The organism is Rhodoglobus galactosidasius (assembly GCF_054957775.1).
This window is the reverse complement of sequence record NZ_JBQIAV010000010.1, coordinates 84,670-97,499: the sequence shown is the minus strand read 5'-3', so window position 1 is coordinate 97,499 and position 12,830 is coordinate 84,670. Positions and strand designations below refer to the sequence as shown.

14 protein-coding genes are annotated in these 12,830 nt (G+C 61.6%); 9 read left to right on the top strand and 5 right to left on the bottom strand.

Going from position 1 to position 12,830, the window contains the following annotated elements; translation table 11 throughout:
• The first annotated feature begins 258 nt into the window (after positions 1-258).
• Entirely contained in the window at positions 259-1,467 is a 1,209-nt protein-coding gene (locus ACTJJW_RS12945) for an MFS transporter (protein ID WP_462645290.1), read from the top strand.
• A 32-nt stretch (positions 1,468-1,499) separates the two neighbouring features.
• Positions 1,500-1,940 (top strand): nitroreductase family deazaflavin-dependent oxidoreductase, encoded by a 441-nt coding sequence (locus ACTJJW_RS12940; RefSeq protein WP_462645289.1) that lies wholly within the window; start codon positions 1,500-1,502, stop codon positions 1,938-1,940.
• A 117-nt stretch (positions 1,941-2,057) separates the two neighbouring features.
• On the opposite strand, the gene ddaH is transcribed toward ACTJJW_RS12940, so the two are convergent.
• Entirely contained in the window at positions 2,058-2,894 is an 837-nt protein-coding gene (ddaH, locus tag ACTJJW_RS12935; RefSeq protein ID WP_462645287.1) for a dimethylargininase, read from the bottom strand.
• Between the two features lie 103 nt (positions 2,895-2,997).
• On the opposite strand from ddaH, the gene ACTJJW_RS12930 reads away from it, so the two are divergent.
• The 5 genes from ACTJJW_RS12930 (at position 2,998) to ACTJJW_RS12910 (ending at position 7,424) form a co-directional block, all read left to right on the top strand.
• Entirely contained in the window at positions 2,998-3,435 is a 438-nt protein-coding gene (locus tag ACTJJW_RS12930; protein ID WP_462645286.1) for an Lrp/AsnC family transcriptional regulator, read from the top strand.
• A 293-nt stretch (positions 3,436-3,728) separates the two neighbouring features.
• On the top strand, positions 3,729-5,156 hold the full coding sequence (locus ACTJJW_RS12925) for an NAD(P)/FAD-dependent oxidoreductase (RefSeq protein WP_462645294.1): 1,428 nt from the start codon (positions 3,729-3,731) through the stop codon (positions 5,154-5,156).
• 6 nt (positions 5,157-5,162) lie between these two features.
• On the top strand, positions 5,163-5,588 hold the full coding sequence (locus ACTJJW_RS12920; protein WP_462645284.1) for a cupin domain-containing protein: 426 nt from the start codon (positions 5,163-5,165) through the stop codon (positions 5,586-5,588).
• A gap of 74 nt (positions 5,589-5,662) precedes the next feature.
• Positions 5,663-6,025, top strand: a complete 363-nt coding sequence (locus ACTJJW_RS12915) for a hypothetical protein (RefSeq protein WP_462645282.1) — start codon at positions 5,663-5,665, stop codon at positions 6,023-6,025.
• Positions 6,026-6,230: 205 nt separating this feature from the next.
• A complete protein-coding gene (locus ACTJJW_RS12910) occupies positions 6,231-7,424 on the top strand; it encodes a Fic family protein (protein ID WP_462645280.1) in 1,194 nt (397 codons plus the stop codon).
• Positions 7,425-7,523: 99 nt separating this feature from the next.
• Here the strand turns inward: ACTJJW_RS12910 and ACTJJW_RS12905 are convergent, their stop codons facing one another.
• The 4 genes from ACTJJW_RS12905 to ACTJJW_RS12890 are packed head-to-tail and all read right to left on the bottom strand — an operon-like array spanning position 7,524 to position 10,770.
• Positions 7,524-7,889 (bottom strand): cupin domain-containing protein, encoded by a 366-nt coding sequence (locus tag ACTJJW_RS12905; protein ID WP_462645278.1) that lies wholly within the window; start codon positions 7,887-7,889, stop codon positions 7,524-7,526.
• Between the two features lie 51 nt (positions 7,890-7,940).
• Positions 7,941-9,089 (bottom strand): zinc-binding dehydrogenase, encoded by a 1,149-nt coding sequence (locus ACTJJW_RS12900; RefSeq protein WP_462645277.1) that lies wholly within the window; start codon positions 9,087-9,089, stop codon positions 7,941-7,943.
• A 52-nt stretch (positions 9,090-9,141) separates the two neighbouring features.
• On the bottom strand, positions 9,142-10,329 hold the full coding sequence (locus ACTJJW_RS12895) for an MFS transporter (RefSeq protein ID WP_462645276.1): 1,188 nt from the start codon (positions 10,327-10,329) through the stop codon (positions 9,142-9,144).
• 27 nt (positions 10,330-10,356) lie between these two features.
• The gene (locus tag ACTJJW_RS12890; RefSeq protein WP_462645274.1) at positions 10,357-10,770 is read right to left on the bottom strand and encodes a luciferase domain-containing protein; all 414 of its coding nucleotides are present in this window, start codon (positions 10,768-10,770) and stop codon (positions 10,357-10,359) included.
• A 298-nt stretch (positions 10,771-11,068) separates the two neighbouring features.
• On the opposite strand from ACTJJW_RS12890, the gene ACTJJW_RS12885 reads away from it, so the two are divergent.
• On the top strand, positions 11,069-12,352 hold the full coding sequence (locus ACTJJW_RS12885; protein ID WP_462645272.1) for a serine/threonine-protein kinase: 1,284 nt from the start codon (positions 11,069-11,071) through the stop codon (positions 12,350-12,352).
• Complete coding sequence (locus ACTJJW_RS12880) at positions 12,349-12,780, top strand: hypothetical protein (protein ID WP_462645271.1); 432 nt, start codon at positions 12,349-12,351, stop codon at positions 12,778-12,780. Before ACTJJW_RS12885 ends, ACTJJW_RS12880 begins: the two co-directional genes overlap by 4 nt.
• Positions 12,781-12,830: the final 50 nt, after the last annotated feature.

Here is a 12,830-nt window from a genome sequence, read left to right as displayed (position 1 = left end):
GGCGATCTCGATACGGTCTTCCAACGTCAAATGTCGGTATTGTGCGGTCAAGGAAGCGCAACCCCTCTCGGTGTGATCTGAACAACCACAACCTATGAGGTGTTGCGCTTCCGTTTAGAACTCGGGGTGACGCGGAACGGGTGGGCCCGACGGCATCTTCTTCGACTCATGGCAAACGCCGACAGCCGGTACCGGAAGGACGTAGTGAGATTGGTTTCCTCTAGCGCGGGGTCTTCTGGGAAGAACCATCGCGCGCCGATGAGATGGCTGCCGTGGGCAACACTCGTTGCAGCTGCGGGCGTCCTCTCTGTGATGACCGCACCGGGCCAAACTGCAGGGCTGTCAGTATTCACCGACCCACTCATCTCGCAACTCGACATCTCTCGGACCGGCATCTCGGCAAGCTACTTTGTCGGCACGATTATCGGGGCTGCGGCGCAACCGTTCGTCGGCCGCGCACTGGACCGATTCGGTGCACGCTCTGTTACCGTCGCCATCGGGGTACTGTTTGCCGGCGTCTTGTTCACACTGAGTTTTGTGGGCAACATTAGCGAGTTGACCGCCGGATTCATTGGGGTTCGGATGCTCGGCCAGGGTGCGCTTAGCCTGGCAGCGACGACTGCTGTGGCAAGAACGATCACCCGGCATCGAGGGCTAGCTCTGGGCGTGACGAGCGCGATTGGTTCCGCAGGAATCTCGCTTGCCCCGGTCGGATTAGAGCGTCTCATCTCCGCCGTAGGCATCGAGGCAGCCTGGCGCTGGGAGGCGCTGGCCATCGCGGCGGTGGTAATTCCGCTTGCCCTGATTCTGCCGGGCCGCAGCCGACCGGCCCACCAGTTCGAAGAACTGTCGACGGCCCAGATTGTGATTCATCGGGAATCGTGGATGCTGCGCGAAGCGGTGCACACCGGGATGTTCTGGGTGATCGCCGCGTCGCTCGCCGTGTCGGGGATGCTCAGTACGGCACTGGCTTTTCATCAGATTGCGCTTCTCGGGGAGCGGGGGCTCACTCCGTTCGAGGCAGCGGCCAACTTCCTTCCCCAAACCGTGACAGGGATTGCTGCGACGTTACTCGTCGGAGTGTTCATCGACCGCGTTAGCCCGAAAGTGTTCGTCGTCTTCTCGATGCTCACCCTGGCGGGTTCGCTGCTGCTCTTGCCGGTCGTCTCCGCTGGCTGGACCGCGGTACTGTACGGGCTCGCCCTCGGCGCGGCCAGCGGCAGCCTGCGCGGTATGGAAGCCGCGGCTTACGTTCGCTACTACGGCACTGCCCACATCGGCTCGATTCGTGGATTCGCTACGGCCATCGGGCTCGCATCGACAGCTCTCGGCCCCATTGCGCTGTCCGTGGGCGTTGACATCACGGGGAGTTTCACCGCTCCCGCTGTCACGTTCGCCATCCTCCCCCTCGCCGTGGCGGTACTGGCTGTCTTCGTTCGACCACCACATAGTCGTGCCCTGAAGTGAACAAGCAGGTTGCATCGCGAGACAATAGGAGCATGACCCATCGCCCCCGACTCAGCGACGCCCTGATGAAACTGATGAATGGCGTGCACCGCGCGGTGCTCGCCGTCTCTGGCGGTCGCCTCGGCTGGACGCTCGGAGGCATGCCCTCGGTCGAGCTCCACACTACGGGCCGAGTGTCGGGCATCCAACGCTCCACAATGTTGACGGCGCCAGTGCACGGCAACGGCCGCTGGGTGTTCGTCGCCTCGAAGGGTGGCGACGATCGCGACCCACTCTGGTACCGCAACCTGGTAGCCCACCCGGATGCCGCCATCACCGTGCGCGGGCGCACCCTGAACGTGCACACCCACACAGCAGACGCGGCAGAGAAGGCCGAACTGTGGCCGCAGATCGTGGCCGCGAACTCTCGCTACGCCGAGTACCAGACCAAGACCACGCGCGACATCCCAGTGGTCATCTGCGAAGAGCGCTAAGCCGACAAAGAGCGCTCACGCCACCCAAACCACCTACACAAACACGAGTGGCCCGCGCAACTAGCGCGGGCCACTCGTGCGATCAGGGGTGTGATCTAGGGGCTTGAGAAGCGCTGCCTAGCGGCGCAGTTCCAGCGTGCAGCACTTGACGCCGCCGCCACCCAGCAGCAGCTCAGACAGGTCGACGCCGATGGGGTTATAGCCGCGCTCCTTGAGCTGACGCTCGAAGTCTTTAGCGCGAGCGGCGATGACAATGTTGTAGCCGTCGCTGTAGGAGTTGAGCCCGAGCACTGCCGCATCCTCTTCAGTAGCGAGGATGGCGTCAGGATACAGGTCACGGAGTTTTTCGAGAGAGGGCTCGTCGAAGGCACTCTCTAGATAGGCGATGTTGGTGTCATCGAGCTTCGCAATGGCAGTGTCAACGTGGTAGAAACTGGGGTTAATGAGGGTGAGGGAGACAACGTTGCGGCCCGAGATTTCTGCGAGCTCGCGGTGGCTTTCGACCGAAGTGCGGAAGCCCCTGCCTGCAAGGATATTGTCGCCGACGAGCAGGAAATCGCCTTCGCCCTCATTGACGTTGACAGGGTCGGCGACGGTGAAGCCGTTCGCTCCAAACCAGTCCATGTATGCAGGACCTTCTGCTTTGCGCTCGTCATAAGTGAAGAGTGCGCCGTAGGCCTTGCCGTCGATGACGAATCCGCCGTTTGCGGCGTAGACCATGTCAGGCAGTCCGTCGATGGGGTCGATGAGGTGAACGTCAAAGCCGAGCTCGATGTAAGTGTCGTACAGCGTCTGCCACTGCTTCACAGCGAGGCTCGTGTCGGTAGGGTCGTTTGGATTCATCCACGGGTTGATGCTGTAGCTGACCGTAAAGAAGTCGGGACGGCACATCAGCACGGTCTTCGCGGTTGCCTGGCGAGCAGGTGTGGTCGATGCGGTGTCGGTGATCGTCATAGCTCCAGTGTTTCACGCACCTATCCGCAATGTCTCGGCAATATGCGCACTTATTCCGCGCAATGGCTCGTCAGCGCACAATATTTCGCCGTAGAGTGGGGTAATGGACAAGCTGGATGCAGGAATCATTGACATGCTCCGCCTCAATGCTCGCGCCGGCTACGGCGATATAGGGGAAGCGGTGGGCCTTTCCGCCTCCGCAGTCAAACGTCGCGTCGATCGACTCGTGGTTAGCGGAGTGATTCGCAGCTTCACCATCCAGGTTGACCCAGCCGTCGACGGCATGGGCACCGAAGCCTACGTGGAGCTGTTTTGTCGCGGCAACGTGGCTCCTCGCGAACTCAAGCGAATCCTGAGCGCTATCCCTGAAGTCGTGGATGCCGGAACAGTCAGTGGATCAGCCGACGCTGTCGTACATATGCGCTCGCGCGACATCCACTCGCTTGAAATCGCTCTCGAACGCTTGCGCACCGCAACCAACATCGACAACACTCGCAGCTCCATCGTCTTGTCGCGCTTGATTCACCGCCGCTACGAGTAGCTACCGAGCCCGAGGCAGTGAAACCGTCTCTTCACTTCACGTCGTCAGCAACTAACATCGTGCGATTTTCCGCAGCAGAAGCGGGCATTAACGACTAATTCCGTTCCTAAATACGGATAATGCCATGCGTATCGTTGCAATTCGCAGCGAAATCCGATTGACTAGGGCAACGGTCGCGAATCACTTATGCGACCACGGAGGCGCACAGCGACGTGACGATTTCACCCCAGAAACATCAGCTTGCACGTGCGGTCAGTGGCCGAAATCGGGTTCACGAGAAGGGAACGTGCCCCGTGGGCAAAGTAGTTTTTGAAAGAAACCCACCAGCAGCATCCATGATCAGTCATGCGCTCCATGGTTCGGTTCACAAGCCGTTCTGGATCGACGACGTGAAGGATGCGCAAGAGTTTCCGGCACTGCGCGGCGAGATCACTGCCGACCTCGCAATCGTGGGTGGCGGGTACCTCGGGCTGTGGACCGCCGTGCTCGCCAAACAGCGGAACCCTGACGCGAAAGTCGTGCTGCTTGAGGGCCGCGAACTTGGTTGGGCGGCCTCCGGACGCAACGGCGGATTCTGTGCAGCCAGCCTCACCCACGGTGAAGAAAATGGTAGGAGCCGCTGGCCCGATGAATACAACCAGCTTGAACGACTCGGCATGCAGAATCTCGACGAAATTGAGACGAGCGTTGAATCGTTAGGGCTCGACTGCGACTTCGAACGCACTGGCTGGCTCGACCTCGCCATTGAACCGCACGAAATCGAATGGCTCAAAGAAACCAAGACCGACGACGACACCATCTTTCTCGATGAAGCAGCTGTGCGTGCCGAAGTGAACTCGCCCACCTACCTCGCAGCGGTCTGGAACAAACGCATCAATGCCCTCGTGCACCCGGCAAAGCTCGTGCGTGAGTTGGCGCGAGTCGCGAGCGAACTCGGTGTCGAGATCTTTGAGAACTCTCCTGTGCGCGAGGTTGAGACATCCGGTGGCCCAACGGATGCCGCAGTCGTACACAGCCGAAAGGGCTCGGTGCGTGCCATCAGGGTTGCACTCGCGACCAACGCGTTCCCGTCTTTGCTCAAGCGTGCGCGCCTGCACACGGTTCCCGTCTACGACTATGTGCTCATGACGGAACCCTTGAGCCCCGCACAGCTCGCCTCCATCGGCTGGTCGAACCGTCAGGGTCTCGCCGACATGGCCAACCAGTTTCACTACTACCGGCTCAGTGCCGACAATCGTATTCTCTTCGGAGGATATGATGCGATTTACCATTACGGTCGCAAGGTTCGCGACAAGTACGAGCACCGTCCCGAGAGCTTCGAGCGACTGGCCAGCCACTTCTTTACGACCTTCCCTCAACTGGAGGGTCTCAAGTTCAGCCACCGCTGGGCTGGCGCCATCGACACCTCAACCCAGTTCAGCGCCTTCTTCGGCACCGCCCGCAACGGGCGTGTTGCCTACTCGGCGGGCTTCACCGGGCTCGGCGTTGGGGCGACTCGTTTCGCAGCCCAGGTGATGCTCGACAAGCTCGACGGACTCACCACCGAGCGCACCGAACTCGAGATGGTGAAGAAGATGCCGCTGCCCTTCCCTCCCGAACCGATCGCCTCACTCGGGATCAATGCCACCCGCTGGTCGCTCAATCAGGCCGACCATAATCAGGGCCGTCGCAACGTGATTCTCAAGACCCTGGATGCGCTCGGTCTTGGCTTCGATTCCTAGGACAACATGTCTGATCTCGATTCAGCGGCCGGTTCGGCTGCGGCCGGTTCTGACGCAGACGGTGCTTCAGCGGCAACGGCCAGCTCCGACGGCGCCCTCACGCCCGGCCAGCCACTCGACGCAAGTGCAGTGGCCGTCACGCACGACGCACTCGATGCCGCGTGCGTTGTGGAGGGACTCCCGACCGCGGGCTACACGGTGCTTGATACCCTCGGCGACACCGAGATCGGTATCTGGGAGATGAGCGTTGGCACCGCAACTGACACAGAGGAAGATGAAGTCTTTGTTGTCGTGAGCGGGCGTGCCAGCATCCATTTCGCTGCGGATGATCGCACGATCGTTGTTGGCCCCGGCGATGTCGTGCGGCTCATCGCTGGCCTGCAGACCACGTGGACAGTGACCGAAACCCTGCGCAAGATTTACGTCAGCTAGCGCAGCTCGTCGGCCGGTTGCGTCGGCCGGTTGGGTGACCCACAGGTCGTATCGAAACCGCGTAGCGTAGGAGCATGATCACACGACGGGAAGCCGCGCTTCGCCTAGACATCCCGCTGGAGATGGCCAGGAGGCACGACATCCCGACTCGTATGTCTGAGGCAGAGTTCACTGAGCTCGAGACCAACCCACCAGCGTGGCTTGTGCAGTCGCGCGCGAATCGCACGGGCAAGCGGCCTGTCTGGGCTCAGCTCACGTGCACGGTCTGCGGTTTCACTGAGGCAGCGCGGCCCAAGAAGTGGTGGCCGGCCTTCACGTACCTCACGTGCGACTGGCACTCAGCCGATGAGCTGCCGCCTGCCGCTGACGGAATGTACCGCTCCGAGATCGATGGAATCGGCAGCCGCTTCGTGGGAATTGTCGACGAAAAGCCGTAACAGCGCGGAGCAGGCCGTCTCCGAGCCAAGGCGGTTCGCTAAGTCGGAACACTCTTTCCGCTATTCCGACTTGTTTGCCTAAGCCGGAATAGCATAGACTTTAGTCCGTGTTCGATCTGACGCACCTTCCGACAGCTTTAGGCAATCGCTTGCCGAGAACGCCAGCACGGGTTCGACCCGCACCGACCGCATCGCGGAGCGGGAAATGAAGCCACGAACGTGGCCCATTCACACGAGCTCCACGATCCCCTGGAAGTCCGGCTCTGCTCGCGGACCGCGTGAAGACAGGATGCTCTCCGAGGTCACGGTATCGCTGCCCCCAAAGATTGCAAATCTCAGCTACTCGCCGCCCCGCAACCTCATTCGTCTGCTCGACGTAGCCGACCGCGCCGTGGTCGCTTTGGACGCTGGCGCCGGCACCCAGTTGCAGACCTTGAGCCAGTTCCTGATCCGCACAGAGTCGGTCGCCTCCTCGAAAATCGAGCATATCGAGGCAAGTCCCTCGGACTATGCTCGCGCTTTGGCCGGCATCAAGGCGAACGAGAGCGCAGTGTCTATGGTCGCCGCCGCGGCGGCGATCGAGGAGATGGTCAACGCGGCAGGATCCGGCGGCATCAGCCTGGACTCGATCCTTGGCGCACACCACACTCTCATGGTGAACGACTCGTCCGACGGACGGTATGCCGGGCAACTCCGCACAATGCAGAACTGGATCGGAGGCAGTGACTATTCGCCACGAGGCGCCGTGCACGTGCCGCCGCCAGCTGACACAGTTCCGGGCTACATGGAGGATCTGCTGCGCTTTGCACACCGTGACGACATCCCGGCTCTCGCCCAAGCCGCTATCGTCCACGCACAGTTCGAATCCATTCACCCCTTCACCGACGGCAATGGCCGCATCGGCCGCGCGTTGATCAATGCGGTCATCCGTCGGCGGGGTTTGACGACAGTCGTTGTCGTACCGATCGCCTCAGCGATGGTCGCTAACCAACAGGGCTACTTCGACCTAGTGAACGGCTACCGAAGTGCCGAAGTCGACCCGTTTGTTGAGAGTGTCGCCAAATCCACGCAGATCGCGTGCACCGAAGCCGCGGTCTCCGCTGTGAGGCTTCAGGAGCTGCCTGCCCATTGGGCGACGCTCAGCCGTCCGCGGGCGCGAAGTGCCGCCGCCAATGTGCTCCAGTTACTGCTCGACCACCCCGTGCTTTCGGCTGACGACGCGACTCGCCTGACGGGCAGCGCAGAATCTAGCATCTACGAAGCGATGGACCGGTTGGAGCGGGACGAAGTCATCCATGAGGTGACGAACCGAAAGCGCGACAAGGTGTGGGTCGCAACGGACGTCTTTGCGGAGCTTGAGGATCTCGGAGCGCGCATTGCAGCCGCCGTCGACGCATAGCTCAGACGACACACATCGACTGCGCGCAGCCGCTACTCGGTCACGACCGCGCACCGCGGTTGTGGGCTTGCGGCGTCCCTCGCGGGTTGTAGCCATCGACTAGCTCAGTTCCCGCAACGGCGAGGTTCGCTCGCCGCCGACATCTCCTGTGTTTACGGTTCCGCCGAGTTCAATAATGACGGCGGATACCTCCTGCTCAGCCTTCGGGCAATGCTCGACGCCCTGGGGGATCACATAGAGCTCGTTGGGGCCGAGCACAATGTCGCGGTCCCGCAGTTGGATCGTGAGCTCCCCCTCCACGACCAAGAACAGCTCATCAGTCTCGGGGTGGCTGTGCCACACGAACTCGCCCTGCAGTTTCACGATCTTGACGTCGTGATCGTTGACACTCGCCACCCGGTGTGGCTGCCAGTGCTCGGTAACGGTAGCGAGTGCAGTGGTGAGACTGGATGCGGCGGTTGACATGGGCTAACGCTAGCAGCGCGATTTCCGAGCTGCCGCTACGTTCACGACCGTTTACGGAGCATGTTCCGTCGCGGGTCGGCCGCTCGATTCTGGCGGAATCAGAACGATATTTCCGACGTGGCGCTTGTCCAGAAAGTCGCGCTGTGCGGTGACAATTTCATGCAGTGGGTAAGTGCGCTCGAGAAGTGGGCGGATCTCGCCGCGCTCGACGTACGACACAACATCGGCGAACACGTGATCGTCCCACGCGGTGCAGCCAATGAGCCGCAAATCTCCGAGGTAGAGCAACCGAAGGTCGAGTTCAACGATGAGGCCGGCAATCGCGCCCGACGTTACATAGGCGCCACCGTGGCGCAGCAGTGCGAGCATGTTGCCAAACTCTGCGCCTGCGACGTTATCGATCACGACGTCGACACTCTTCGCGCCAAGCTGCGCCATATGGTCGTGCCCGCGTTCGAACACCTCGTCGGCACCAATCTCGATGACCCGGTCGTGTTTTGCGGCGCTCGCGATACCGATGACGTAGGCGCCCCGTCGTTTCGCGAGTTGCACGACGGCCGACCCAACACCCCCGGATGCTCCGGGAACCAGCACGCGGGCGCCCGCGGTGATGCCGGCTCGGCTCACCATGTTTTCCGCAGTGCCGTAGGCGCAGGGAATAGTTGCGAGCTCGGCGTCACTCCAGGGGCTCTCGACGGGGAACACGTCGCGGGCCCGAACAACGGTGAACTGCGCAAATGCACCGTCACGGTCAGAGCCGAGCCACTCTGTCTCATCTGACCCAGCCGGGCCGAGAGGCATGCACGCCCGAATGAGCACGCGTGCACCGACGATGCTCTGATCGACTCCGGCACCGACCGCGACAACACGGCCACAGCAGTCTGCACCTTGGATGAGCGGAAACGGTGTTGCCCCGTTCCAGCCACCGTCAGCGCGACCCTCCCCCAGACCGTCAATCCCGTCGGATGATTCGTTGGTGGCGCTCGACACGGTCGACGAGTACCAGCCAAGTCGCGTATTGATGTCGGTGTTGTTCACGCCAGCTGCGAGCACCTGAACGAGCACCTCTCCCGGTCCGGCCGCTGGCTTGGGGACCTCGCTCACAACAAGCCGACCAAAGTCACCAACACCCGTGGTTACGACGGCGGTCATCGTGGCCGCGTTCGGGTGGGCGGCGTCAGTATTGGGTCGCTGGCTCATGACACCAGTCTCGCAGGAAGGCCCGTAGCGCCGGCATCTCTGCCCAACTCGCTCAGCAGTCGCGCAAGGGTTTCGCCGCGCCAGCCAGCACTAGTGCAACCAGAATGGGGATCCCGATCACCAGAAGTGCCATCCTGATCCCGACGACGTCGCCGAGGAACCCCAACAGTGGTGGGCCGGCGAGGAAGGCGATGTAGCCGAGGGTAGAAACAACCGAAACTCTGGCGGCCGCGTGCTTCGGATCATCCGCCGCTGCTGACATCCCCATCGGGAACGCGAGCGCCGCCCCGATGCCCCACAGCGCGACGCCGACCATGGCGAGCCAGAGGTTTCCTGCCAGAACGAAGAGGCTGAGGCCGAGTGCTGCCGCTGCCATGCTGGCCCGAAGCACGGGTACCCGGCCGTAGGCGTCAATCGCTCTGCCGCCGAAGAAGCGCATAACGGTCATCGCCAAAACGAAGACGGCGAACATGAGGGCGCCGTTGGATTCTGTGACGTCAAGTCCGTCGACGGCGGCTTTGGCGATCCAGTCGTTTCCGGCACCCTCCGTGAGAGTGGCTCCGAGCACCACGACGCCGATCAACAGGGTGCGGCCATCGCTCCAGGCACTGCGAGCCTTCGGAGCTGTGGCTTCTCCAGATGGCTCCAGAGCTGCCGGGATGCGCGCCAGGAAGTACTTGGGGATCACGAAGGTCGTTGCGGCGACGACGACAGCGATGACTAAGAGGTGGGCAGGAAGTCCGATACCGATAGTGGAGAGCCCGGCACCAATCAGTGCGCCAACGAATGCCCCACCGCTAAAGGCTGCATGGAGCTGCGGCATGATGGTGCGGCCGAGTTTGTGCTCAACGTCGGCGCCCTCTATGTTTTGGGCGACATCCCACAGCCCGACCCCGATGCCGAAGAAGAACAGGGAGATTGCGGTTGCCGGAACAGACTCGGCGGCGAGCGATAACGCAATGCCGACTCCAGCGAGGGCTGCCACCAGGCCGGCAGCGCGAACAGTGTTGGCGGTGCCGATTCTGCCTGTTACGTAACCGGCAGTGGGCAAAGCGATGAGAGAACCGGCCGCCACGCAAAGAAGCAGGGTTCCCATTTGCCCAGGAGTGATGTTCAAGGTCTCGGTGACCGCAGGGATGCGGGCCGCCCAACTGGCAAACACGAGCCCATTGATACCGAACACGATGAACGTCGCGACGGCGGCAGCCTTCAGTTGCGTCGGGGTGGCAATTGCGGTCATACGGTCACTACTTCCACTGAGTGTCGATCAAGTGCGACGAGTTTTTCGGGGATGAACGTCTGGTCGACTGCCATCGCAACACTCGAAATCCTCATACTGGTGTGGCTCCCCCCAGCCCAGTTCCGTCAGCTGTTGACCGCGGTTGGAGGGAAGGCAGAGGTGCAGACTCGTGTCGAATACGCCGTGTAGGTGCACCGGTTCAAGACGCTGCCCTGGTGCAAGCGACGTCTCAGGAGCGCGCTCCTCCACCCTGTCGAGCAAGAACACCGCCCGTGAGGATGCCGGAGAAACTTGGCTGCGACCCTCGATAACTGAGCTCAGCCCGAAGGTGCGAGCGACCAGTTGGCCCCAGAGTTCTGGTGACGCTTGCTGAGTCAACTGTGCCTGAGGACCTTCGGTCGACACTCGCGGGCGTTCGCCCGTTCGGTGTTCCGTGATCACACTTCGAACCTACGGCACCGCGCCGACGTCGTGGGATCTGACCGAGCAGTGCACTGCCGATACCTTGGCGCTCGAACCCTTAATTTCCGCGACCTGCTTCCTCTCATTCCAACGGCTAGCAACCTAAGTGTTGGTATGCCGATGCGCGACCCTGACTTAGCCGGACAATACCGGCGAGAATCCACGATAGAAGACATCAAACAGATCATAAACTTGATCTGAGCAACGACGAATCGCGCCATCGACGACACCCGGCCAACTCGTCTAGAATCGCTTGGTCAGGACTTAGGAGGTTCTCGTGCCGGTTGGCAAATCTGCTCGACCATCCTCGAACACGGATGATGAGATCATCGACAGCGTGATCGGTGGCCGCTATCGCGTAACCAGTCTTATCGGCCGCGGGGGTATGGCTTCGGTGTACCGCGCCGCCGATCAGTCCCTGCCGCGTGAAGTCGCCGTAAAGCTGATGCTGCCCGGGATGGCCGACCCCGACGAAATAAGCCGCCAACACAATGAAATCGACACCCTCGCAGCGCTCAACCACCATGCACTGGTGACTCTATTCGACGCGGGCACTGAGAAGACTCAGACCGCTGATCGCGTGTTTCTTGTCATGGAATTCGTCGACGGGCCGAACCTGGGCGAGGTGATGACAGCGCCGCTTCCGCCGGGGCTGGTCGCGCATCTCGGCGCCGATATCGCGGAGGCCCTGCATTACATGCACGGCCGGGGAATCGTGCACCGGGACGTCAAGCCGGCCAACATCCTGCTGGCGCATTCGGAACTTCCCGGCCGCCAATTCCACGCGAAACTCGCCGACTTCGGCATCGCCCGATTAGTCGACGGAAGCAGACTGACCTCGACAGGCATCATCATCGGCAGCGCGAGCTACCTGAGTCCGGAACAAGCACGGGGTACCGAGACGGCAGGAGCATCCGATGTTTACTCGCTCGGTCTCGTGCTGTTGGAAGCCCTGACCGGCGAGAAAGCTTTCCCCGGAAGCACCATCGAAACGATCAGCGCACGACTGAACAGCACGCCGACCGTGCCGGACACGTTAGGCGAGGTCTGGGCCCACCTTCTGACGAACATGACAGCACTCGATGCTGAACATCGGCCGCCGCCGATGGAGGTCGCCGTCGCGATGCGAGAGCTTGCCAGCTCGCACGAGGGCACGGATGCGAACTTCGTGGCCCCGATCGGCATGATCAACTCACCCGGCAATGACGGTGACGACGGAACGGCGCTACAGGCAACCAAGGTGTATACCGCGGTAGCGACCGGAGCAACCGAGGTGTTGAAACGGCCAGGAGCACCGACCCAGGCACAAACACGCGTTACTACTCCGCCGCCCAGTAGCCCGAAACCGAGGGTCGCAGCACCGAAACGACCGCTCGGGACGATCGGCAAGAAGACCATCGGCTTCGCCGTTGCTGCCGTCGTGGTCATTGCCGCGACGGTTGGTGCGGTCGCTTGGTCGAACTCCCAGCCTCCGGCCGCTGCACCCGCGCCGACCTATCCGGAGGTATCTGGCGAGCTTGGAACACACCTCAAACAGCTTCAGGAAAGCGTGACACCATGAGCGTTTTGAGACATGTGGCCGCTCGATTCGTCGCTGTATCGTGCGCGGCGATGCTGGTCACCGCAGCGCTCACCGGGTGTGCGCCGACCGAGCCCGAGCTCGACTCTTCCGCAGCGTTGAAAATGCAGGAATCTGTTTCACTCGTTACTGAGGCGGCTGCCGCGGGCGACCCCGTTGGCGCCCTCGCCGCTCTTGACGCCCTCGAGGCACAGCTAAAGGAAGACACAGCGACCGGCGCGATAAGCGCTGATCGGAGTGCCCGAATTCAGGCGTCAATCGACCTCGTCCGTGCCGACCTCACCGCCGCACTGCCCGAACCCGAACCGGAACCGGAACCAACACAGACCGAGAAGGACCCTGGTAAGTCGGGAGACAAGGGCAACGACAAAGAAGACAAAGAAGATAAGCAGGACAAAAAGGACGATTAGGACCTGGTTGAAACGAGCGACGTAAGGCCTGAGGACTACCTTCCTGCATG